Source organism: Mesorhizobium sp. M0139, assembly GCF_040322455.1.
GTDB lineage: Bacteria > Pseudomonadota > Alphaproteobacteria > Rhizobiales > Rhizobiaceae > Mesorhizobium.
Map to the genome: position 1 here is coordinate 64,308 of NZ_JAMYTN010000021.1, position 24,685 is coordinate 88,992.

Annotated in this window: 10 protein-coding genes and 8 pseudogenes; 8 read left to right on the forward strand and 10 right to left on the reverse strand. The window is 59.8% G+C overall.

Translation table 11 applies throughout. The annotated features are described in order from the left end of the window. Positions 1-97: 97 nt before the first annotated feature. Positions 98-1,591, forward strand: a complete 1,494-nt coding sequence (locus NKJ58_RS27735) for an NAD-dependent succinate-semialdehyde dehydrogenase (protein WP_352854305.1) — start codon at positions 98-100, stop codon at positions 1,589-1,591. A gap of 184 nt (positions 1,592-1,775) precedes the next feature. Here the strand turns inward: NKJ58_RS27735 and NKJ58_RS27740 are convergent, their stop codons facing one another. Together NKJ58_RS27740 and NKJ58_RS27745 are read right to left on the reverse strand one after the other, a co-directional pair. Continuing rightward, on the reverse strand, positions 1,776-2,087 hold the full coding sequence (locus NKJ58_RS27740; protein ID WP_352854307.1) for a hypothetical protein: 312 nt from the start codon (positions 2,085-2,087) through the stop codon (positions 1,776-1,778). Between the two features lie 23 nt (positions 2,088-2,110). Next, entirely contained in the window at positions 2,111-2,809 is a 699-nt protein-coding gene (locus NKJ58_RS27745) for a Fic family protein (protein ID WP_352854308.1), read from the reverse strand. A 1,047-nt stretch (positions 2,810-3,856) separates the two neighbouring features. On the opposite strand from NKJ58_RS27745, the pseudogene NKJ58_RS27750 reads away from it, so the two are divergent. Beyond that, positions 3,857-4,599, forward strand: a pseudogene (locus tag NKJ58_RS27750) (oxygen-independent coproporphyrinogen III oxidase); the annotation flags it as partial. 814 nt (positions 4,600-5,413) lie between these two features. Here the strand turns inward: NKJ58_RS27750 and NKJ58_RS27755 are convergent. The 3 genes and pseudogenes from NKJ58_RS27755 to NKJ58_RS27765 all read right to left on the reverse strand — a co-directional run. Beyond that, positions 5,414-7,948, reverse strand: a complete 2,535-nt coding sequence (locus tag NKJ58_RS27755) for a two-component system VirA-like sensor kinase (protein WP_352854311.1) — start codon at positions 7,946-7,948, stop codon at positions 5,414-5,416. Positions 7,949-8,589: 641 nt separating this feature from the next. Next, positions 8,590-8,967: pseudogene (locus NKJ58_RS27760) on the reverse strand (type IV secretory system conjugative DNA transfer family protein); the annotation flags it as partial. A gap of 267 nt (positions 8,968-9,234) precedes the next feature. Beyond that, positions 9,235-9,593, reverse strand: a pseudogene (locus NKJ58_RS27765) (DDE-type integrase/transposase/recombinase); the annotation flags it as partial. Between the two features lie 507 nt (positions 9,594-10,100). On the opposite strand from NKJ58_RS27765, the pseudogene NKJ58_RS31535 reads away from it, so the two are divergent. Both NKJ58_RS31535 and NKJ58_RS27775 read left to right on the forward strand, forming a co-directional pair. Continuing rightward, positions 10,101-10,635: pseudogene (locus tag NKJ58_RS31535) on the forward strand (aldehyde dehydrogenase family protein); the annotation flags it as partial. A gap of 283 nt (positions 10,636-10,918) precedes the next feature. After that, positions 10,919-19,762, forward strand: coding sequence for a Ulp1 family isopeptidase (locus NKJ58_RS27775; RefSeq protein ID WP_352854313.1), 8,844 nt, complete (start codon positions 10,919-10,921; stop codon positions 19,760-19,762). Positions 19,763-19,914: 152 nt separating this feature from the next. Here NKJ58_RS27775 and virG read toward each other — a convergent pair. Continuing rightward, positions 19,915-20,622, reverse strand: a pseudogene (virG, locus tag NKJ58_RS27780) (two-component system response regulator VirG). A gap of 79 nt (positions 20,623-20,701) precedes the next feature. Between virG and NKJ58_RS27785 the strand changes: the two are divergent. After that, positions 20,702-20,977, forward strand: coding sequence for an acyl carrier protein (locus NKJ58_RS27785; protein WP_352841784.1), 276 nt, complete (start codon positions 20,702-20,704; stop codon positions 20,975-20,977). Positions 20,978-21,082: 105 nt separating this feature from the next. Here NKJ58_RS27785 and NKJ58_RS27790 read toward each other — a convergent pair whose 3' ends face one another. From NKJ58_RS27790 to NKJ58_RS27800, 3 genes and pseudogenes are all read right to left on the reverse strand, one after another. Then, positions 21,083-21,427 (reverse strand): hypothetical protein, encoded by a 345-nt coding sequence (locus NKJ58_RS27790; protein ID WP_352854314.1) that lies wholly within the window; start codon positions 21,425-21,427, stop codon positions 21,083-21,085. A 272-nt stretch (positions 21,428-21,699) separates the two neighbouring features. Then, entirely contained in the window at positions 21,700-21,879 is a 180-nt protein-coding gene (locus tag NKJ58_RS27795) for a hypothetical protein (protein WP_031194388.1), read from the reverse strand. Further along, positions 21,876-22,602 (reverse strand): annotated as a pseudogene (locus NKJ58_RS27800) (IS6 family transposase). Before NKJ58_RS27800 ends, NKJ58_RS27795 begins: the two are co-directional and overlap by 4 nt. A gap of 375 nt (positions 22,603-22,977) precedes the next feature. On the opposite strand from NKJ58_RS27800, the gene NKJ58_RS27805 reads away from it, so the two are divergent. From NKJ58_RS27805 to NKJ58_RS27815, 3 genes and pseudogenes are all read left to right on the forward strand, one after another. After that, positions 22,978-23,265 (forward strand): flagellar export protein FliJ, encoded by a 288-nt coding sequence (locus NKJ58_RS27805; RefSeq protein ID WP_502902346.1) that lies wholly within the window; start codon positions 22,978-22,980, stop codon positions 23,263-23,265. Between the two features lie 242 nt (positions 23,266-23,507). Then, positions 23,508-23,665: pseudogene (locus NKJ58_RS27810) on the forward strand (DUF1403 family protein); the annotation flags it as partial. Positions 23,666-23,720: 55 nt separating this feature from the next. Beyond that, a pseudogene (locus tag NKJ58_RS27815) lies at positions 23,721-24,400 on the forward strand (IS6 family transposase). Between the two features lie 156 nt (positions 24,401-24,556). On the opposite strand, the gene NKJ58_RS31540 reads toward NKJ58_RS27815, so the two are convergent. Then, positions 24,557-24,685, reverse strand: a 129-nt coding sequence (locus NKJ58_RS31540; protein WP_502902349.1) for a KUP/HAK/KT family potassium transporter, incomplete at its 5' end; no start/stop codon positions are given.

Here is a 24,685-nt window from a genome sequence, read left to right on the forward strand (position 1 = left end):
CGCTGGAGGGGCCGGCCGCGCGAAAGGCGCTTGGGCAAGCGCGAGCCGCAGCCAGCATACAGGATCCTGATTGTCTTATCCGAACGGAGGCCAGACCATGCTTCAGAAAACCAGCCATTTCATGCGGCAGGCCAATCTCATCAACGGCGAGTGGGTGCAGGCCGACAGCGGCCAGACGGTCGACGTCAACAATCCAGCCACCGGCCTCAAGATCGGCACCGTACCGAAATCGGGCAAGGTCGAGACCCGCCGCGCCATCGAAGCCGCCGCAGAAGCTTTCAAGAGCTGGCGCAAGACGACCGCGCTCGAGCGCTCGAAGCTGCTGCGCAAGTTGCACGACGCGATGATGGACAACCAGGACGTGCTGGCCGAGCTGCTGACCATCGAGCAGGGAAAGTCGCTGTTCGAATCGAAGGGCGAGATCGGCTCGGCCGCGTCCTATGTCCTGTGGTTCGCCGAGGAAGGTCGCCGCACCTATGGCGACGTGGTGCCATCGCCGTGGGCGGACCGCCGCATCCTGGTGACGAAGGAGCCGGTCGGCGTCATCGCCGCTATCACGCCGTGGAATTTTCCGTCCTCGATGCTGGCTCGCAAGCTCGGCCCGGCGCTCGCCGCCGGATGTACCGCGGTCGTAAAGCCCGCTTCGCAGACGCCGTACTCGGGTCTTGCCTGGGGCGCGCTCGCCGAGGAGGTCGGTTTCCCGAAGGGTGTCATCAATGTCCTGACCGGCTCGGCCAGCGAGATCGGCGATGAGATCTGCGCAAATCCGCTGGTGTCGAAGATCACCTTCACCGGCTCGACCGAGGTCGGAAAGCTTCTCATTCAGAAGTCGTCCGTCACCGTCAAGAAGGTGTCGATGGAACTCGGCGGCAACGCACCGTTCATCGTCTTCGACGACGCCGATATCGAGCGTGCCGTCGCCGGTGCGATCACCGCCAAGTATCGCAATTCCGGCCAGACCTGCGTCTGCACCAACCGCTTCCTGGTCCAGGCTGGTGTCTATGACAAGTTCGTCGAGAAGCTCGCCGCCGCCAGCAACGGGCTGAAGGTCGGTTCCGGCCTCGAGGACGGCGTGCAGCAGGGACCGCTGATCGACGAGAAGGCGGTCGAGAAGGTCGAGGAGCTGATCGCCGACGCGACTTCCAAGGGCGGCAAGATCGTTGCCGGCGGCAAGCGTCATGCGCTCGGCGGTTCGTTCTTCCAGCCGACGGTCATCGCCAACGCGACACCCAAGATGCGCTTCATGAAGGAAGAGATATTTGGCCCGGTCGCACCGGTGTTCAAGTTCGAGACCGAAGAGGAAGCGATAGCGCTCGCCAACGACACCGAATTTGGCCTCGCTTGCTATTTCTACACCGGCGATCTCGGCCGCGCCTTCCGCGTCATGGAAGGGCTGAAATACGGCATGGTCGGCGTCAATGAAGGCCTCATCACCACGCCGGAGGCACCGTTCGGCGGCGTCAAGGAATCGGGCCTCGGCAAGGAAGGCGGACATCAGGGCATCGAGGATTACCTCGACACCAAATATGTCTGCATCGGCGGCCTCGGCTCTAGTGCGCCGGCTTTTCCCGCGTCTCAGAACGCGGAATGACGAACCCGCGGGTGATCCGGTGAAAATCTTTCCGGTTCCGAGGAGAAGTGACCTAAGATCGTGAGCGCCCTATGCTCTTACGTTTCCGGAAAAAGCTTCGGAAACAGCGCGTCCAGAGCGTCCGCCGGAAAGCGTAGGGACACTGGGCCCTTTGGCGTTTCCGACGCCAATAGTCCGAGCGCGATTACGTCATTGAACACTGACGCGCCGTACGTTCGGGTAGTCCGCTAATACGGGATGCCTCGCCGCGGTCAAACTCACCGCGCGTGAGCGCTTCCTCCACGAGGCGGCCGGCTTCGGGCTTCAGACCACTGCGCTCCACATGCCGATACAGCCGCTTGGCCAACGTGTCGAGATCGAACAGTCCGGTCATGAAGCTCACCTGATCGATACACGCCTGCAGGAACCATAAGGTAAAATCGCCGAGTGCGCGTTCGGAGAGGTTGCCACGTCCGTCGAGATCACCCTGGCGGGGCATATCGGCATGATCCATCATGCTCTTGTAATCCGTTCGGCTTTTCACGCCACGTGCCAAGCCTCGTGAGATCGACCACAGCCCGTGCGCGGCGACCCCGGCCTGAGGGCCATGGCGTGGCTCATCAATCGGCTGACGCGTCCGTTGCCGTCCGGAAACGGGTGAATGTAGTTGAAGCGGTGATGCGCGGCAGGAATGGTCAGGATGCGTCCGGCCTTGCCCAGCTTATCGAAGCGATAACGCATGGCAAAGTATTGCATGAAATCGTTGACGCGATCGCTCGAAGGCGGTTCATGCCGGCCGATGGCGACGTCATGCTCTGGCTTCGATCGCCACTCACCTGGCGCCATGACGAACTCACGGCCGGAACCCTTGATGGTCAGCATGGGCGATTCCGCATCGCGGTAGAATTCCGCATGCAGCCATCGAAGAAAACCTACCGATGCCGGTTCCGGCAACTGCCCATCGGCAGCCAGGCGGTCGATCTCGGCTTGCACGCGAACGTGCGCGGCCGCCTCGAGCTGCAGATTGCGGCGGTTCTCGTCTCGATCGAAATTCCGACCAGCGCCCGTTCGATGTCGCGCGGGCGCGTATCGTGGCCTTCGATCAGGTTGCTGTAGTAGGTGTTCATGATGCGCACGAGATGGGGCGAGGTTGGCTGCGGTACGCGAGTGCAGGCTTTTGCCCGAAACAGCCGACGTCGCCAGGCTTGGACACAAATCGATGCTGCCGATGATGATCATGGCCGATGTTCGGCAGGCCTATCGTACTGACAACTACGCACAAACCGTAATTGGGGGAGCCATCTGGCCGATGCTTTGGCCGATCTATGACGATCGGCCGGACTCAGACAGGTTCGAGGTGGAAAACAGGCAGCTTTAAACATGGTTCTGCCTCGGCCAGCGCAAGATTCGCCTGGAGCTTCGCTTATGCTGTGTGAGCTTGTTCTCTCGCGCCCGAATTCCCCATGGATGGCCCAAAAGCAGGCGATCCATTTGTCATTTTTAAGTGCGTCGGACTGCCAGTTGATCGCGTTCTGACCCGACTGGGAGTTCAAGTTTGACCTGAAACTGACCGGGTGCTGGATGGCAGGCTTCATCCCCACCGGTCTGATATGAAACAACGTCCGGCCCCGAGGCTAGGCTGCAATCTCGGATGGCTTGTATGCGCCGTTTTTTTAGAGCGTGTTGCGGGCTTGGTCTGCTCAACCTCGGAGCTCTACGCTTCACGGCGTTAGGATGAGCGTTCGAGGCGCAGGATTACTGCCGACACTGCTCTTCTTGTTCGCATTGGGCAGTTCCCGTTGGAAGCTTCCATCTTGCCGACTGCTGAGTTTGGAGTCGCCGTAGCTGTGAAATCGAAAAGAAGCCCATAGGCAACGTTTGCCGCGACGCTACTGAGAGCTGGTCACCGAGAGAGCCGAAGGTAGAACGAAGTTGTCTCGTTGAGCTTGTATGTGGCGCCAGCATAGAAGGCCCAGTTCCCACCCCAAGGCTTATACAAACCGCCACCGTTAGCGCCGATCGCGTTCATGGCCTCGTCCTTTTGGCAGAGATCACCACGGTCGCTAGCTGGCGAGCAAAGTCCGTCCCAGCGCTGCATTATCTCGTCGGATCCGGCAAGCTGGCAGAATTTCCCAGGCGGAGCTGACGGGGAGGGATGGTGGGAATAAAACGGTGCGCGTGAGGTCTCGGCGGGAACAGCCAAGACATCTAAGCGGAACGGACTGGCATAACGCAAAGACACAGGCGAGCTCAGCGGCAAGGTGGTTTGTTATCACCATGGGACGCCTGCCGCGTCAAACGGTGGTGTCGTGGGTCGAGACGGCGAGGGCAGCGGTCGCCATGCGCCCCGACCGGCTTGCCTTGTTCGGCTACTCGCATATCCCATCCCAAATAAAGAACCAGCGCCTCCCATCGAGGCGGAATTTCTTCCCGACAGCGCTGCCCGCGCTGAACAGTATGCGGCTGTCGCCGTGAGGCTGATTGCCGCCGGCTACCGACAGATCGGGCTCGACCATTTCGCCTTTCCGGACGACGAGCTCGCGCTGGCACAGGAAACAGGTCGCCTGCGACGTAACTCGTTGGGCTACTCGGCTGACACCTGCAGAACCCTGATCGGTTTCGGCGCGTCGGCTATCGGCCGCACCGGCCAGGGATACGTTCAAAACGAAGTTACACGGGATTCCTACATCCAGCACATCGCAGCTGGCCGACTGGCTACATCGAAGGGCCATCGCCTCACAGACGACGACCGCGTGCGAGCCGCAATTATCGAGCGATTAATGTGCGATTTCGAGGCTGACGTGCCGGCAATCTGTGTCGCCCACGGATCTGATCCGATCCGTCTTCGCGGTTCAGATGAGCGTTTGGCGATGCTGGCCAAGGACGGAATAGTGGACTTCGAAAACGGTTTTGTCCGCGTACGGCGGGAGCATCGCTTTGGGATTCGCGCTGTCGCTGCCGCATTCGATGCTTTTAGGGATGGCGTTACGTATCCCGCAGGTGAGGGCAAGCAGACACACGGAAGCTAACACAGGGGGTATCTTTTGCCGGAGAGAACGAGCTGCCATCGTGCGGTGCCCGGTTAGTAGTGAAGCGCCGTAAAATGTCGACATAGGCGTTGGTGAACTGGACCGAACGACGAGAACAGCCTATCCAGTGTGTTGTCGGCAGTTAGTTCGAAAGTCCTGCTACACCCGATCCGATGCCTCTCAACGCCGAGGCCGCACCTCCGTGCCGAAGCCGGCCTTCCCAATGGTGGGTCGAGCCGTCGCTTACCCCGTGCTTGCCTCACAGATCCGCGACCGAGAACCCAGCCTCATGCTCCCGCCCTGCCGGGGCCTAGGTCAATCTAGCATGAAAGGAACACGTCGGAACCTGGGATATCGCTTGCCCGGCCGGGCGGCGATAGCCTTGTCGGGGCAGCGAGGAGCCGTAGCCGATGATGAACGCACAGGAGAAGTCTGGCGTGAATGGGGCGATGATTGTCAAGCTTTGCTCTCGAGTCATTTCGTCAACCATCTTGCGTGACCGATTGGCGACCATCTCCTCGTCCCGACCTTATATTACCCGTTGCCTGTCGCCGCCAGCGCGCAGTGACTTGTCAAGGATGGAGGCCCGCAGACCCCATCGCGCGGCGACTTGTCCTTGACGGTCACGAGCACGGCGGCAGGTTTGCCGTGGTCGGGGAGCCCTTCCTTGGGCGGAGCCGACGACGGTGTTCGAGGGGAACTCGCCATGAGCCGGGTGCGCAGAGATCGTCCGACGCTCTTGTATTTGCTGGATCCCAGCCGGCTCCGCCTCCGACTGCCTCGGTAGCTCGGTATCCTGAGCGCGTCGGCGGCATCATGCCATTATCATCCTACGAATTGCATGCTCCATCATCCTGGACGAGACCGGTTTGGCTAGCCAAAGGACGAAGGTCTGATTACCAGATGTGATCGGCATGGGGTCGCTTCCACCAACGACGATGATGGGCACCGTCATCAGGGTGGTACGTAGAGCTTCGGGCTGTCCTGGCCCGAGGAAAGTCGCTTTATCGAAAATTAGGAGGTCGGCTGCCTTCCCGCTCTCGATCCAGTCGCAAAGACTCTCGAAGGTCGCGAAGCCGACCGGCTTATAACCCAGCGCGGCGATCTTATCCTTGTAGATCTCCAACGCTGCTGGATCGGGGTCAACGACTGCAATGATTTCTCCGTTGCCAAGTGATCCATCGCATGGGCCGAAAGCGCTATCAGCTCTGACCTGCTCCTCAGCGCAGGCCGGTAAGTAGAGATCGAAGCGTGTACCTCGGCCAACAGCCGAGGTGACGTCAAGGCATCCTGCGAGCGCGCTCACATGGCGGTCCACTGCAGCAAGACCCAGTCCGGTCCCGCCGACGCGAGAGCGCGTGGTAAAAAAGGGCTCAAAGATATGCGGAAGCACCGAACTTGCGATTCCTTGGCCATCGTCGCTGATGGAGAGGAGAACGTAATCTCCCGGTTTCAAGGTGCCCTTAGCCACGGGCTTCGTTTGACAGACGTGAGCGCGAGAAACGCTAATCTCGACACGGCCCTCATTCAAGAGAGCCTCCGACGCGTTCTTGCATAGATTCATAAGGATCTGCTGTATCTCGGTCGGGCTGCCCTCGATCACCGTTTGCCACTCGTTGATCTTGAAGTTCAACTGAACATCCGCACGAAGTGTAACCCGCAGCAATGGCGCGAGATCCATTACACTCTCCGAGACGTCGAAAGGCATCGTCACGCGCTTCCGATTTCGGCTTAGTGACAAAATTTGATCAATAATCAGTTTGGCTCGGTTGCTGGCCAAGATAATTTGGCCGATGTGGCCCCGAATTCTCGAGGGGCGACGCACAAGACCTTTAGCCATCTCTGCGTAGCCGACTATTGCTCCTAGAACATTATTGAATTCATGTGTAACGCCGCTTGCGATTGTGCCGACAGCCGTCAGCCTTTCCGCATGCTCCCATCGACTCTCAAAAAGGTTACGTTCCGTGTGTACACGTTGCATTTCAAGATGGTTGCCTAAACGCACAGTAGCGCTCGCCAGAACCAGGAGGTCGTCTGTGGAGGGTGGTGAGCGATCTCCTTCAAAAACAAGGATACAAACCGCAGCCTGCTGATCGGAGGCCCGGCAACCAACAATTTGACAAACACCGGTAGTGCCTACGGCAGTCCGAACCACTTCCGACGCCGGAACGACGCGAAACACTGGCTGTTCCGGGTGTACAAGTGAGACGACTTCATGGATTAGCGTGGCGTTCCAGACGCGCATGCGCTTGTTCGCGACAAAGTACTCGGTATTCCTGCTGATACTCGGATCCACCAGAGCAAGCGCGCATTGATCCGCATCGAAAACGCATTGAATGAGTCTAAGCGCCGCTTCGGTGGAGAAGCGCCGCGAAGCCTTCGTTGCTTGACTGTCGATGAAACAAGCTTCGATCTCACTCATCGCCGCTTCAAGCTCTAACCGCCTTTCCAACCGGTTCGTCCGCACATGCAGCGTGGAGGCTCGAATGGTCGCAAACAAGCAGAGGCATATGGACACCAAGCCAAAGAAAAGCCGTGTACGCTGCGCTTGCGCGCTGGCGAAGCTGTAGGCTTTCAGATGTTCTCGCTCCAATTCGGCAGCCTTGGCGAACGTGTCGAAGGATGGGATCCGATTGACAGCGCGGTCCAACCTCAACATTGAGGACAGGATAGCGCGGCCCTCGCGGGCAACATCCTCCGTGACTTGGTCCTGGCTAGGAGGAAGTCGGCGGAGAGACTGATCGATTTGTAATGCGAGGCTGAATCCCGGTCTGGCCGAAAATTGAAGGATCAGATTGGAAAATTCAGGCCTGTTCGACACTCCCCCCCAAAGGCGATTAGCCGAGCGAGCAAAGCGTACGAGAGAGCTTTGCAGAAGCTCATTTTGCGCGGCCGAGTTCGAGATGGCAGCTTCTGTGTTTTCGAGGGACTTTTTGAGCTGTGCAACCAACCTGGAGTGCACCCCGGAGCTCTCATTGGGCGAAATCTCAACAAGGCGTTGGTAGTTTTGAAGGTTCCTTTTTAATGCTTGCCCGGTAGAAGCAACGGAACGGAAGTCCAATACCATGTCGGCGCGGGCGACGTCTCGCTGGAGCAATGCGTAGTTGATCTGAATCGTCCGCAGTTCGCTTAGGACCGCCTCGTTGATCTGGGGGTCTTGCCACTGTATCGCGACCAAGAGCGCAACCGAGGCCACTAGGGCCATTACAGAAGCTTTGTCGGTACTGAGCCATTTTTCCCAAACGAACGGCGTTTGAGCCGCGGTGCGTGCCTTGCGAAGGTCCGAGTTGAATTCTAGCTCCCCATCGCGTCGGTGTGCGGCCGGATGCTGCTGGAACAGGAAAGCCAAGTGTACCTCTCCCCTCAAACAGGCGGTGTAGACACCGTTGCACTCTGCCCCCATGGCCCGCTGACCTTCCATTGATTCGCGGGCGTTTCGACCTCGACGGCGAGGCGGCAGCACAAGGCGGGCAACTGATCGCAGTTTTCGGAACTGGTCTTCCGAGAGATCATCGAAGGGGCATACAAGCGCACGCCTGCAGCAGCCGAGGATGATACCGGCCGGTCAAACGCAACTGGCGAGGGCCGGATCTGCTGTTGGCTGGCAGCTAACACTGGCGGGGCGGCGGCCTCAACTACGGCGTGCCTAGAGCCGGCTGCTGCGAAAGCGTCCGACACGCTTCCCTTGGGGTCATCCCGTCCAGCGGGCATTCTTGGATCGCTGAAAAAAGACGAGGCGGCTTGATGATCCTGCCCTCGCTGAAGCACCTCGCGAAACCCCTTTTCCAGTCGCAGAAGCTCCTCTGGACCGGTAGGCGGCTCGTCAGCTCGACCATCGAACAGCGGCCGGAGCGCCTCGGACACGTGCTGCTCAAAGCCCACTCGCCGGGCCTGGACCGCTTGCCCGTCTTCCAAGCCGGCGTCCTGCACCTGCGACAAAGCTGTTACACGGGATGGATTACTATTTCGCGGGTTCATACTAGCCTCACATCAAACTGTATCGTCAAAGTCCTGCGCCAATTCACACAGCGGGTCATCGAGTTGAGATTCTGCGGAGAGCGCCTCCTCTGCTCCCGTCAAGGGCGCCGGCTCCGGGAGGGCGCCTGTCTGGCTTTCAAAGATGCGTTTCAGAATGCGATCCGAAAAATATCGCACCTTCCTCAATTTTAATGGTGGCAGACCTTTGATGAGAACAATCTCGTAGTCGTCATCGAGCAGCCGAACCTGTTCGGGACGCAATAGCGGTGCACCTTGATGTGAATTCTGAATGTTCCAATCGAACGTTCGCGCCTGGCTGTAGGAAATCGATTGGGCTTGAAATGTGAATCCACCGATAGCTTTGGAAATGTAGTTCGGAGTCTCGTCATCTACCTCGATGTTCCTAGAAGCGCGCCGGCAGCCCGGGCGGGGGGCTTGGGGTTAGACTGCCAGCGCACGCCACTCATAAAGAGCGGCCTCTTTTCGCGGTTCGGACACCCATAGTCAACCCGGCAACGTCTGGATGCCCGCTGTGCTTTTTGCAGAGCGGCGATGCCGGGCATATCGGCCGATCCTGTCTAGGATGGTGTGGCCACTCTCGTCGGCCGAGTTGATGCTCCAGCCAGTATCGCCTTGCCGACCAGCATGAGTTCGCCGTTAGCAATCCATTGTTGCGGGCGTTCCAGTCACGGCCTTCCATTCGGCGATGGCTTGCAAGCGATGAACATGTATGGCGAGAGCAGAACGTTTGGGGCGGGGGACGAAGAGGTTGCGGAGGGCTGACAAGGTCGAGACGAAGCGTTGCAGGCCTCCCGGCGATCGGACCCCTGCATCATCCGCTCCCGTTTTCGCGGCGGCACATGGGAATTCTCCGCTCTGTTGTTCAACCCCTTGTGCGACCGGTGCTCGACGTCCGGCATCATCTGTCGCTTTGCCGCTCCATACGAGCGAAGCTAGTCGGTGATCATGCGCTTCGGCGCGAGCCCCTGCTTCTTCCACAGCCGCGTCAGCAAGCGCAACCTCTCGCAGGGTGCGCTCTCAGAGTTCGTTCCTGCGCAGCGGCCTTGTTATCTCGATACTGGATAAGCGTCTACGAACCTACGCGCCGCATAACGAGCTTTGTTGCGCTGGTCGGTTGCGAAGGGTGGCTCTATGCATCGCAGTGGCGGACGCGAAATCCTCACCATCCTTCTGCATCGCGCTATTTGGCTTGCCGAACACCCAATTTCGCCGGCACGCTGCCGCTGAATACGATGATCATCTCGCATTCTTGCTATGGAGACTGTCGTCCTTCCTGGGCACGCGGCTGACGGCGACGAAAGCGGGTTTATTCATGCAACACCCCTTTTTGGCAGGCAAGCTGGTGGACTTCGGGATGTCGGGGGCGAATATAGCGAAGACTCCCGCCGCTCGCTGATGCATTCTGGACGCAACCGCATCGAGCCGATGTGTTCGAGACGCTTCGCGGCTGCAGTCGCCGAACGATGGCGTGGTTATGCGACCTGTTCGGCATGGCTACCCCCGTCCAGTCAGGCGTTCACGAAGGTGTTTGTCGAGAGTTCGTGGAGAAAGTCCGCCACTTATCGTTGGCGAGGGCTTTGCTCCGGAGTGGCGATCGGTGCGCTGATCGACAGGCAGGCTCTGGCCAAAATCGAATCCCATGCCGTCGCGAAAGGCCGCAGAATCGATGCGGGGGCAAACGCATCGCGCGAATGGCACGTCGAACTATCGGTCCGGTCTCCAGCGAGATGACCATCGCGCAAGAAAGAGACATTCGGGCGGCTGGCGCCTGTGATTGCTTCGACGATGCGGATAGGTCGTGCATGAGGCCAACGACACGATCTACGGCCTTCCCCCACATTTGTGCCTCAAACGGAAGCGTGTTTGGCGTGTCGCCGAGGCCTTGGAATATGGCATAGTGGTATGAACACGGGACGCATGTCGTCGGAAGCCGCGCCTTTCGGCCGAGTGAAGCAGTCCGGCATCGGGCGGGAGGGTTCCCGCCATTGCCTCGAGGACTACCTCGAAATGAAATACCTCTGCACGGGCGGCATCTGAAGCATGGGCTTGCAGGGCTCGCAGACCGGTAAACCAGCGAGCCATCTCCAAATATGTGAATTGTGGATTGCTCCTCGACGGGAGCTGAGGGGCGGCTCCGCAAGCCTTACGACGCTCTTTGCGAGCCGTAGCTGCCGAGCTGGCAAAAGGCCGGGCTACGTCGCGCCAGCGCAATCGGCGCGCAGAAAATTAGGCCTACCCGCTCCGGGACCGCGGACCTCGTCAGCTTCTCGTAAGTATGCCCGAGTAGGTTGCTCAGCTGATCTGTGGACGTGAGGCTAACGTGAACCGGCACAAATTTGACCTATCCAATGTAACAGGTTGGCGGCAGGTGCAGCCCCCGGCATCTCAAGAGCAAGCGGCACAGGCCGGGCAAGAGGGCTTTGAGCAGCGCTCGGGCGAGGCGCGCCAAGCCGCTGCCCAAATTCCCGCCCCCGGCGTTCCGGCTCTGCCAGACCCGTTCCATCCTCATCCGTCTCACGGAGACCTGAGCCTCATCGAAGGCGCGGCCCCATGGGAAGCGCAGCCCATGATGCAAGGGAGCGGACAAGAACACGCCGCGGCGCCGTACGCCGGAGGCAGTGGGTCGATGCTAGGTGCCTCGGTGCTGCAGCCGGGTCACTCAACGGCGCGCCATCATCATGCGCCGGATTCGTCAGTGGGTGATCTGAATCCTTCCGCACCGTTCGAGTTGCGTGACCATGCTCGTTCCCCCGTGCCGGCGGCGGTGCAGCCAGATCCTCCAGTAGTGGTCTCCGACGGTCGCGGCTGCAAGCGTCCTCTTTATTCCAACGATGCGACCGTTGTCGAAGGGCTGAGGTCACTCTACGCGGGTAAGGCCAAGGAGGAAACGGTCAAGCGCCATGTAAATTCTCTTTACGGCTTTGGTCGTTGGCTCTTTAAAAATAACAAGCCGGGATTTGCTGCTCGGCTTCACGAGGAGTCGCTGGATGAAGATCTCAAGGAGTACGAGAGCAGTGGTGGCTCCTCGACTGTGGCTGTGGCACTGCGTCGTCTCAGAGAGTCGGCGGGCGGAGTGCCAATGGTGGGCCGCGCTGTCCTGAATCCCGACCCTGCCGACGCCGTGCTCATCAAAGAGTACAAAGCGGCTCTCATCAAAGAGTACAAGGGAGCGCCTGCGACCGGGCCGAATCGCCAAACCATTCACGACTATGGAGCTACTCTTAGACGTTTCAGTGAATACCTGGTTGAAAACAACAAGCCGGGGATTGCGGCTCGGCTTCACGAGGAGTCGCTGGATGAAGATGCCAAGCGCTATAAGGCCTCCAGTGGTGACCGGAGGATCATTGCACTAGCTCAACTCCGGAAGTTCCTGCCGTCCGCCGCACTCGGGCGCGAAATTGCCCTTGCTGCTCGTCCGGAAGACGCACTCGGCATGGAGGCTCGTGCCATTGGGGACGCCGCTGCGCAGCACAGCGGGCCGCAGAAGGCATTGGGTCGGCCAGAGAAGCTCCCTGGGGAAGCTAATGAAGACGCCGCTGTTCTGCCATCGTCTTTCGTACCAACTGGGCACCATCACCAAGCCTCGGATCCCGCAGAGTCCTTTCGTCCCCTGATCTGGCGCGACGGCGACCAGCGCGCGCCGGACGAGCGGATCGCTGCACAGGACAGGAGCAACCTGCTACCAAGCGAGGAGGTGCCACTGAGGCCACCGGAATTCGCTCCTCCCAGCTTGCGGGCGGGGAATTCCGCCTCGCCAGAGCTCTTTCCTGAGGGGATGTCCCCCGCGGTCGAAGGGTTTTTTGGTGTTTTCGGCGACCCCAGCGGGCGGGTGCTCGGCGCATTGCAATTGCTAGGCGACGAACATATCCACAGGGATTACCAGCTCCTGGAGCAGGAGTTGCAGGGGAACAATCCAGAACTCGCCGCCCGGACGCGGTTCGTGGATCCCCTCGTAGCCAATTATCATCTGCGCTTGGGCTCCGAGAGCGACAAGCTAAGCGCATTCCAGCGCATCGTCCATAATCAGAACGGTAACGACACAGCCGACTTCCTGTTCGTGCCAGTGAGCGATGGCGGTAAGACTCTTGCGGAGCGCGGCAAACATTGGTCGCTGCTGTTCGTTGATCGCAGCGACCGGGAACGGCCGGTTGCCTATCATTATGACTCCGTCAGCGGATGGCATGACAAGCTTGCAAAACACCTCGCAGAAAGGCTGGGCGCCAGCCTGGAGACCCGCGTGGACTTACCCCGCATCGCCCAGCAGAGCAACGAGTGGGATTGCGGAGTCTACGTGGTGGACGGCACGCGGGCGCTGGTTGGGCGATTGCAAAGATGGCAGCCAGACCTGCCAGACCTGAACCTCAACAACCTCGTCGTCAATCGGCAGGCACTACAAACCCGACTCATGGGTGACGATACATCTGGAACGGCAAATTATCTCACGAACTTTGAACTCATGGACCGACAGGCGCGAGACGCGGTTAAGGAAAGCCCCGTTGGGACGTTTCACCAGCGGATCAAGCGGCTCGGCCAGTCAGCGCGAGCGTTGCACGACAGAGCCCTGGCTCCAGTCGCGCCGGACCAAGGCAACCCAGACTCGGTGTTCGTACGGGACGTTGTTCCCGGGGAAACACGCCATCATCATGCGCCGGATTCGTCAGTGGTTGATCTGAATCCCCCCGCACCGTTCGAGTTGCGTGACCATGCTCGTTCTATGCCGGCGGCGGTGCAGCCAGATCCTCCAGTAGTGGTCTCCGGTCGCGACAAGCGTCCTCTTTATTCCAACGATGCGACCGTTGTCGAAGGGCTGCGGTCAGCACTCTATGCCGGTAAGGTCGGGGAGCGCACGGTCACGGACCATGTAAATTCTCTTCTCGGCTTTGGTCGTTGGCTCTTTGATAATAACAAGCCGGGATTTGCTACTCGGCTTGACGATCCGTTGCTGGATCAGGATCTCAAGGAGTACCAGCGCGAGAGTGGCTCCTCGAACGTGGCTAGAGCACTGGGTCGTCTCAAAGAGTCGGCGGGCGGAGCGCCAATGGTGGGCCGCGCTGCCCTGAATCCCGACCCTGCCGACGCCGTGCTCATCAAAGAGTACAAAGCGGCTCTCATCAAAGAGTACAAGGGAGCGCCTGCGACCGGGCCGAATCCCAAAACCACTCAGGACTATGCGGCTACTCTTAGACGTTTCAGTCAATACCTGCATGAAAACAACAGGCCGGGGATTGCGGCTCGGCTTTACGAGGGGTCGCTGGATGAAGATGCCAGGCGTTATTTGGACTCCAGTGGTAACCGGTGGATCAGTGCACTAGCTCATCTCCGGAAGTTCCCGCCGTACGCCGCACTCGGGCGCGAAATTGCCCTTGCTGCTCGTCCGGAAGACGCAGTCGGCATGGAGGCTCGTGCCATTGGGGACGCCGCTGCGCAGCACAGCGGGCCGCAGAAGGCATTGGGTCGGCCAGAGAAGCCCCCTGGGAAAGCTAAGCAGCTGAGCGAGATCGGCAATTCAGGCGCTCGCGTGCTGATGCAGGCCCCCACCCATCAAGTGGGTGCATTGGCATGGGAGGCGCAGCCCATGATGCTGGGGGACGAGCACCTGGCACCGCATACCGGAGGCAGTGGGTCGATGCTGGGTGCCTCGGTGCTGCAGCCGGGTCACTCAACGGCGCGCGATTCGTCAGTGGTTGATCTGAATCCCCCCGCACCGTTCGAGTTGCGTGACCATGCTCGTTCTGTGCCGGCGGCGCCTGCCGGGCCAGCGTTCGCCAGGGCTGAGGAGACGCCCTCCGCGGTTGGCGAGGCCGCGGAGGCCGCAAGGTGGGCTCGGTTGCAAAAGCAAATGGACGAACCAGTGCATGATCCCGGCCCTCAAGTGGATACATCGCCATGGGAGGCGCAACTCATGGTGCAAGGGAGCGGACAAGAACACGCCGCGGCGCCCTACGCCGGAGGCAGTGGGTCGATGCTGGGGGCCTCGGTGCTGCAGCCGGATCACTCAACGGCGCGCCATCATCATGCGCCGGATTCGTCAGTGGTTGATCTGAATCCCCCCTCACCGTCCGAGTTGCGTGACCCTGCTCGTTCTGTGCCGCCGGCGCCTGCCGGGCCAGCGTTCGCCAGGGCTGAGGAGACGTCCTCCGCGGTTGGCGAGGCCGCGGTGGCCGAAAGGTGGGCTCGGTTGCAAAAGCAGAAGGTCGACGCTGATTTGTCGGGATATTTCGACTCGATTCCGCACGCGGACCTTCTACGATCGCCATGGGAGGCGCAACTCATGACGCAAGGGAGCGGACAAGAACACGCCGCGGCGCCCTACGCCGGAGGCAGTGGGTCGATGCTGGGTGCCTCGGTGCTGCAGCCGGGTCACTCAACGGCGCGCGATTCGTCAGTGGTTGATCTGAATCCCCCCGCACCGTTCGAGTTGCGTGACCATGCTCGTTCTGTGCCGGCGGCGCCTGCCGGGCCAGCGTTCGCCAGGGCTGAGGAGACGCCCTCCGCGGTTGGCGAGGCCGCGGTGGCCGAAAGGTGGGCTCGGTTGCAAAAGCAAATGGACGAACCAGTGCATGATCCCGGCCCTCAAGTGGATACATCGCCATGGGAGGCGCAACTCATGGTGCAAGCGAGCGGACAAGAACACGCCGCGGCGCCCTACGCCGGAGACAGTGGGTCGAGGCTAGGTGCCTCGGTGCTGCAGCCGGGTCACTCAACGGCGCGCCATCATGATGCGCCGGATTCGTCAGTGGTTGATCTGAATCCCCCCGCACCGTCCGAGTTGCGTGACCCTGCTCGTTCTGTGCCGCCGGCGGTGCAGCCAGATCCTCCAATAGGGGTCTCCGGTCGCGACAAGGGTCCTCTCTATTCCAACGATGCGACCATTGTCGAAGGGCTGAGGTCAGCATTGGAGAGCACGGTCAAGCGCCATGTAAATTCTCTTCTCGGCTTTGGTCGTTGGCTCTTTGATAATAACAGGCCGGGATTTGCTGCTCGGCTTCACGAGGAGTCGCTGGATCCGGATCTCAAGGAGTACGAGAGCAAGAGTGGCTCCTCGGACGTGGCTAGAGCAGTGGGTCATCTCAAGACGTGGGCGGGCGGAGCGCCAGTGCTGGACCGCGCCGCTGTCCTGAATAATCCCGACCCTGCCGACGCCGCGCTCATCAGAGATTACACAGCGGCTCCCATCAAAGAGTACAAGGCAGCGCCGACCGGGCCGAATCCCGCTACCATTCAGACCTATGGATCTGCTCCTAGACGTTTCAGTGAATACCTGGTTGAAAACAAAAAGCCGGGGATTGCGGCTCGGCTTCACGAGGGGTCGCTGGATGAAGATGCCAAGCGCTATAACAACTCCGGTGGGATCAGTGCACTAGCTCATCTCCGGAAGTCCGAACTCGGGCGCGAGCTCCCTGGGAAAGCTAATGAAGACGACGCTGTTCTGGCATCGTCTTTCGTGCCAACTGGGCCCCATCACCAAGCCTCGGATCCCGCAGGGTCCTTTCGTCCCCTGAGCTGGCGCGACGGCGACCAGCGCGCGCCGGACGAGCGGATCGCTGCACAGGACAGGAGCAACCAGCTATCAAGCGAGGAGGTCCTCATCAACCGTGAGCATGATACAGCGGAGTTGAGACCAGCGAAGAGGCAAAGGCCCCTGAACAGTCGTCTGCAGGACGTTGCCACTGAGCCGCAGCTGAGCGAGATCGGCAATTCAGGCGCTCGCGTGCTGATGCAGGCCCCCACCCATCAAGTGGGTGCATTGCCATGGGAAGCGCAGCCCATGATGCAAGGGAGCGGACAAGAACACGCCGCGGCGCCGTATGCCGGAGGCAGTGGGTCGATGCTGGGTGCCTCGGTGCTGCAGCCGGGTCACTCAACGGCGCGCCATCATCATGCGCCGGATTCGTCAGTGGTTGATCTGAATCCCCCCGCACCGTCCGAGTTGCGTGACCATGCTCGTTCTGTGCCGGCGGCGGTGCAGCCAGATCCTCCAAAAGTGGTCTCCGGTCCCGACAAGGGTCCCCTCTATTCCAACGATGCGACCGTTGTCGAAGGGCTGAGGTCAGCTTACGCGGGTAAGGTCAAGGAGAGCACGGTCAAGCGCCATGTAAATTCTCTTCTCGGCTTTGGTCGTTGGCTCTTTGACAATAACAGGCCGGGATTTGCTGCTCGGCTTGACGAATCGTCGCTGGATCAGGATCGCAAGGAGTACGAGAGCAGGGGTGGCCCCTCGGAGTACGAGAGCAGGGGTGGCCCCTCGATCGTGGCTAGAGCACTGGGTCGTCTCAAGACGTTGGCGGGCGGAGCGCCAGTGGTCGACCGCCCTGTCCGGAATCCCTACCCTGCCGACGCCGCGCTCATCAGAGATTACACAGCGGCTCTCATCAAAGAGTACAAAGAAGCGCCTGCGACCGGGCCGAATCGCGGTACCATTCAGGTCTATGGATCTACTCTTATACGTTTCAGTGAATACCTGCATGAAAACAGAAAGCCGGGGATTGCGGATCGGCTTCACGAGGGGTCGCTGGATGAAGATGCCAAGCGCTATGTGAACTCCGGTGGTAACCGGAGGATCAGTGCACTAGCTCATCTCCGGAAGTTCGCACCCGGGCGCGAAATTGCCCTTGCTGCTCGTCCGGAAGACGCAGTCGGCATGGAGGCTCGTGCCATTGGGGACGCCGCTGCGCAGCGCAGCGGGACGCAGGAGGCATTGGGTCGGCCAGAGAAGCTCCCTGGGGAAGCTAAAGACGGGCGGGTGCTCGGCGCATTGGAATGGCTAGGCGACGAACATATCCAGAGGGATTACCAACTCCTGGAGCAGGAGTTGCAGGGGAACAATCCAGATCTCGCCGCCCGGACGCGGTTCGTGGATCCCCTCGTAGCCAATTATCATCTGCGCTTGGGCTCCGAGAGCGACAAGCTAAGCGCATTCCAGCGCATCGTCCATAATCAGAACGGTAACGACACAGCCGACTTCCTGTTCGTGCCAGTGAGCGATGGCGGTAAGACTCTTGCGGAGCGCGGCACCCATTGGTCGCTGCTGTTCGTTGATCGCAGCGACCGGGAACGGCCGGTTGCCTATCATTATGACTCCTACAACGGATGCAATGACACGCTTGCAAAAGAGCTCGCAGAAAATCTGGGCGCCAGCCTGGAGACCCGCGTGGGCGTATCCCGCATCGCCCAGCAGAGCAACGTGGTGGATTGCGGAGTCTACGTGGTGGACGGCACGCGGGCGCTGGTTGGGCGATTGCAATCGCAGCCAGATAACCTGAACCTCAACAACCTCGTCGTCAATCGGCAGGCACTACAAACCCGCCTCAGGGGTGACAATACATTCGGAACGGCAAATAATCTTACGAACTTTGAACTCATGGACCGACAGGCCCGAGACGCGGTTAAGGAAAGCCCCGTTGGGACGTTTCACCAGCAGATCAAGCGGCTCGGCCAGTCAGCGCCAGACGTTGCTCCCGGGGACCTATTTAAATTTCAAAGTCTTGAGAGCAAGGGGGACGCCGCTGCGCAGCGCAGCGGGCCGCAGGAGGAATACAGTTGGCCAGAGTATCTCCCCCCTGGGAAAGCTAATGAAGACGACGCTGTTCTGGCATCGTCTTTCGTGCCAACTGGGCCCCATCACCAAGCCTCGGATCCCGCAGGGTCCTTTCGTCCCCTGAGCTGGCGCGACGGCGACCAGCGCGCGCCGGACGAGCGGATCGCTGCACAGGACAGGAGCAACCAGCTACCAAGCGAGGAGGTCCTCATCAACCGTGAGCATGATACAGCGGAGTTGAGACCAGCGAAGAGGCAAAGGACCCCGAACAGTCGTCTGCAGGACGTTGCCACTGAGCCGCAGCTGAGCGAGATCGGCAATTCAGGCGCTCGCGTGCTGATGCAGGCCCCCACCCATCAAGTGGGTGCATTGCCATGGGAGGCGCAGCCCATGATGCAAGGGAGCGGACAAGAACACGCCGCGGCGCCGTACGCCGGAGGCAGTGGGTCGATGCTGGGTGCCTCGGTGCTGCAGCCGGGTCACTCAACGGCGCGCCATCATCATGCGCCGGATTCGTCAGTGGTTGATCTGAATCCCCCCGCACCGTCCGAGTTGCGTGACCATGCTCGTTCTGTGCCGGCGGCGGTGCAGCCAGATCGCCCAAAAGTGGTCTCCGGTCCCGACAAGGGTCCTCTTTATTCCAACGATGCGACCCTTGTCGAAGGGCTGAGGTCAGCACTCTATGCCGGTAAGGTCGGGGAGATCACGGTCAAGCGCCATGTAGATATTCTTTTCGGCTTTGGTCATTGGCTCGTTGAAAATAACAAGCCGGGGATTGCGGATCGGCTTCACGATTCGTCGCTGGATCGGGATCGCAAGGAGTACGAGATCTGGGGTGGCGGCCCCTCGGCCGTGGCTGGGTCACTGGGTCGTCTCAAGACGTGGGCGGGCGGAGCGCCAGTGGTGGGCCGCCCTGCCCTGAATCCCCACCCTGCCGACGCCGTGCTCATCAGAGAGTACACAGCGGCTCTCATCAAAGCGTACGAGGCAGCGCCGACCGGGCCGAAACCCCGTACCGTTGAGGTCTATGGGTCTGCTCTTAGACGTTTCAGTCAATGCCTGGTTGAAAACAAAAAGCCGGGGATTGCGGATCGGCTTCACGAGCGGTCGCTGGATGAAGATGCCAAGCGCTATATGAAAACCGCTGACATCAGTGCACTAACTCATGTCCGGAAGTTCGCACTCGGGCGCGAAATTGCCCTTGCTGCTCGTCCGGAAGACGCAGTCGGCATGGAGGCTCGTGCCATTGGGGACGCCGCTGCGCAGACCGCGGCACAAGCTCATGGCCACGCAGGAGAGCAGGGACCCATCTCTCGAGCTCAACAAGTCGCGCCAGCGCCGTTTGAACGGCACTTGGGCAAGAAGCGTGAGGCCCAGGACGGACTGACGAGTACACTTGACAGGAGCAACCTCGTGAACAGCGGGGGCGTCATCATAAACAATGAACATTACACAGCGCTGTTGAGACCGGCGAAGAGGCAGAGGACTGATAATCCGCAAAGCCGCGCCATGGGGCGGCAACTGAGCGAAGCAACCACGACGTCCATCAGCCAAGCCTCCGATCAAGCCCGAGCGGACCTAATGGCTTCCTTCAGAAGCAGGGAGCGCTCCGACGCGGGGCGTTGAGCTCCATGGCTGGGGTCAAGCAGAACAGCTCTCTTGACGACAGAGGCGCTGATGCGATCTCCGGACCGGTAGCTCTCGCTGTAATTGATCAGGCTGGTACTGTTGGAAGGCTTGATCAGCCTCGTCACCCCAATCTCCAGCATAGCTCACTGTCACGCGGCCAACGTGCCTCCGTAGCTAACATCTACGTCAGCGTTGAAGAAGTACCCTGCGCCACGGGATGTTTTGACCAGGCGAGGGTTGGCCGCATCAGCCTCCAGCTTTCGGCGCAAGCGCATGATGATCGTACACCTCTTCTCCACGGACACGGCTCGCGAGCAAAAGCCGTTCTCTGGATAGCACGTTGCGGGGGTTCTCCAGAAATGCGATCAAGAGATTGAACTCACATGCGGTAAGCTTGACCTCGCCACGCTCCGCACAGATCAGTCGCCGCTGCTTCACGCTGAGCTTCCAGGCCCCAAAGCGAAATGAGCGCTGCTCTCTGGTTCGCGGACTAGAAATGCGCTGGCGTAGCGCTACTCGAATGCGGGCCAAGAATTCGCGCATCCCGAAAGGCTTGGGAATGAATCGGTTGCGCCGAGCTCCAGTGCAACCACTTTTTCCGCCTCATCAAGCCGGTCGCCGCTGATCACTATGATAGGAACATCCGATTTTGTCGCCAGATTGCGGACGATCGCAAGTCCATCCTCCCGGCCTAGGTTAAGGTCAACAACCACGAGATCGACTGGCTCACGTGAAAGAACATAGTCAAACTGCTTGCTATCGTGGACTGCGGTTACGTTCAGGGCATGCATCGTGAGATACTCGGCGATGAGGCGCCGCATTGCGGCATCATCGTCAATGACAAGAACATGTTTCAACGGCACACCTCGTTTTGGGGGTTGCGCCCCGATCAGGGTTGCATTACCTGAATCTGCAAGCAAAAGGCATGTATTAGCTATGACATTACTTGAAATTGAACAACTGGTTATCAAAACCCTCAACGCTCTAGTTGCCGAAAAAGTAGAGGTGTCGATGACAACCAGAATGCGGGATCTCGGCCTCGACAGCCTCGACTATAACGAGCTTGCTACGGCGATCGAGAGCCGACTTGGCTGGTTTGTCGACGATTACAAGCTCTGGCAATACGAGTCCGTAAGGCATGTCGCCGACGCCGTCGCCAGTCAGGAGTTGCGCACCGCGGAACCACCAGCAGTGCGACAAGTGCTGGAGTAGTGCTGTAGGCACAGGTTACGGTGAGGGCAGCTTGGGCGGCGGTAGCTATTGCCATTGCTCCGCTGTGGTTTCTATTCGTGACTGGTGTGTTTGAGAACTGTTGGGTCAGCCCGGTCCATGTCGCAGTGCCGATGCCCCCTTGGTGGCGTTGCCCGCAATTGCGATCGCTGCGCCCAGGGCACCAATGCTGACGGTCGTTGTCAGGCCACCCGTTGAATTGTTGTCAGAGGCAACAGTGCCCACCACACCATCCCAATTGGTGGTCGTATAGACCGACATGTAGTCACGGAACACGCTCTCACTATACGTGGTCACGATCGTTGCCGTCGTACCGGTTGGCACGAGGGCCGACCACACTGACAGATAGACCACACCAGAATTGAAGATGCTTTCCACCTGAGCGAGAAGGGTGGCAGCCACACCCCCAATCGTCATACTGTTGACGGTCACTGCACTTCGGTGTCAGTGGTCTCAGTTGTCACGATGACACGACGATTAGCGTGTGGCGCGACAAGAAGCGGAATGCTGGTGTGGGTGTAAACGGTCGTTGGCAGTCGAGTCTTCGTGAGTGCCATTGAAGACCAGATCTATCGGGAACATTTTCTCCCAGACGCCCGAGCTGCGCACATAGACCTGTCGAGCCTTGGTCCAGAGGCTTGAGATTTTCACCCATACGGCGCTAGCCGCCCCCCAGACCCCGGAGGCTTTGACGTAAAGGGCCATTACGGCTGCACCCAGAAATCACCGTCCACGCCGCCAGAAGGGGCAGCGGCCGAGATCGTGACGCTGCGATTTGCCATCGTGCCGACGCCGAGAAGCGCCTTGGTCTGGGCAATGGACTGCGGTCGACGATAATTGTCCCCGGTGCCGTCACTCGACACGCGACCGACGAAGCTCGTCACAGCGTCGGCACCTGTGGCGTAGGTCGAGCGGTACAAACGCGTCGTGATATCACCAGCGCCATCGCGCTGAGGCGATGAACATGTATGGCGAGAGCAGAACGTTTGGGGCGGGACGAAGAGGTTGCGGAGGGCTGACAAGGTCGAGACGAAGCGTTGCAGGCCTCCCGGCGATCGGACCTCTGCATCATCCGCTCCCGTTTTCGCGGCGGCACATGGGAATTCTCCGCTCCGTTGTTCAACCCCTTGTGCGACCGGTGCTTGACGTCCGGCATCACCTGTCGCTTTGCCGCTCCATACGAGCGCAGCTAGTCGGTGATCATGCGCTTCGGCGCGAGCCCCTGCTTCTTCAACGGCCGCGTCAGCAAGCGCTTGGCGGCCTTGGTGTTGCGGCGGTTTTGCACGATTTCGTCCAGCACATATCCATCCTGGTCGACGGCGCGCCACAACCAAAGCTTTTTGCCGGGCGATGGTGACGACCACTTCGTTCAGGTACCAGACATCATTCCGGCACGGCGGCTTGCGGCGCAAGCAGCGAGCGCAGTCCAGCCCGAACTTAGATGCCCCACCGGCGACTTGTCTCATACGAAACCACGATGCCGCGTTCCAGCAGCATTTCCTCAACCAGGCGCAGGCTCAGCGGAAACCGGAAATAAAGCCAGAGCGCGTGGGCGATAATAGGCGGCGGAAATCGGGGGGCGTGTAGCTGACGGCGGGCGTATTCATGCCCCCCGGCGTCCATGTCGCAAATCTTGACGATTGCTTTGTGTGTCAAGCCCGCCGCAGGTCTCAACGCGTTCATATGCAGACATTGTGAAAATCGCCCTATTCCGCCTTTTTTTACCGCCCCTTAAGTCCCCCGCTCGCATGCTTGTCGATGCATTGAACTCATAGCCATCGGCCAAGGATTTTGGAAAATATGTTTCCGCTCGCAGCAGAAAACGTGAGAGTCGCTGTAGGCCTAACGTCAAGGGGAGAGAGCGGTTTGATTGGACGAAATGGGTACCGGAGTACCGAGTCATGAAGCCACGAGGTAATCTGGTCCGACTGAAGCAATTTCAGGTGAATGAGAAGCGACGACAGTTGCACCAGCTAGACATCATGATTGCCGATTTCGAACGCATGGCGCGAGAACTGGAGTTCCAGATAAACGCCGAGGAAACGAAGGGCGGCATCTCCGATGTCAATCATTTCGCTTATCCGACGTTCGCCAAGGCCGCTCGCCTACGTCGTGACAACGTCAAGAATTCGCAATCGGACCTTCTGCGGCAGAGAACCGCAGCCGAGCCATGCCTCGCCGAGGCTGAAGCAGAGCTCTCCAAGGCGCAATTGCTAGAATCGCGCAGCGGCAGAGGCCAGACCTCGAACCCGGCAACCGAAGCGCCATGATCGGCTGAGCCGGACGGCTTCAGCGCGCCTCAATTCGCGACACCGACTGGCCGTTGGCGCGCGAGAGGCGTGCGGGCACTGTAAAGATATCAGCGTCTTGATGCAGCGATAGCTGGTCGGGACGGCTGTCATGCTGCGGCGACACACGCGATTTTGTCCAGATTTGCATAGCGGCGTTACGCAGGTATGGGGGAAAGTGGAATTGGTTGGCAATCGGATCATCGGTGGAGACGAACCGCTGCCGGCGGACCGGCGCCTGGCGGCAACGCCTGGCGCTTTCGGCGGCGGCGGTAACGGCAAAGCAGGCTGGCCGCGTCGAGGATCAAGCGGCCCCTGCGTGATGCCGTTCTGCTCACGGCCGGGAGACGGGGTCGGCCCCGCCGGCCGGATGCTGCTCGCTGGCGCGGCACCGTAAAGTCAACCGACAGCTTATGAAGATGTGCTTACATTGGGCCATGTCAGAAGTTGCTCGTGGTCCGCTCTATGGTCGCCACCGCTTTCCCCCGAGATCATTGCGCACGCGGTATGGCTCTACTTTCGCTTTCCGCTCAGCCTGCGCATGGTTGAGGACATGCTGGCGGCCCGCGGCATCATCGTCACGCATCAGACCGTTCGAAGCTGCGCGGAGAAATTCGGACCGCATTTCGCCCAGGAGATCAATATCAGCCGGCTGCCTGGGCGACAAATGGCATCTCGACGAATGTGTCGTGGCTATCAGTGGCAAGAAGCAGTGGCTCTGGCGTGCCGTCGATCAGGACGGCTTCGTCCTCGAAGTGCTGGTACAAAGCCGCCGAAATGCCAAGGCGGCAAAGCGTCTGATGCGCAAGTTGCTGAAAGCTCAAGGGCGGACACCACGGATCATGATCACCGACAAGCTCCGATCCTATGATGCCGCCATGCGCGACCTCATGCCCGGCGTCGAACACCGGTCGCACACAGGCCTGAATAATCGAGCGGAAAATTCGCACCAGCCGACCCGACGACGCGAAAGGATCATGAAACGCTTCAAGTCGGCACGCCAGCTTCAGCGGTTCGTTTCCATCCATGATCCGATTGCCGACCTGCTCACTTTCCCTGCAATGCGCTGTCATCGGCTCAACATCGAGACCTGCGTAACACCCCCATGCAAATCTGAACAAAATCGCGTGTGTCGCCACAGCGTGACAGCCGTCCCGGCCAGCTATCGCTGCATCAAGCCGCTGAAACTTACAGTGCCGGGCGCGCTGCTACCTGAATTTCCTTAACGCTCATTCAATGTGACAGCACCGATTCTTCTCAACCGCGACATGCCCTAAATCGTCACTTGCGTTCCGATCTCGACGACGCGTCCGGTCGGGATCTGGAAATACTCCGTCGCATCGGCCGCCGAGCGGGCGAGCCCGATGAACAGCTTGTCCTGCCACACCGGCATGCCGGAATT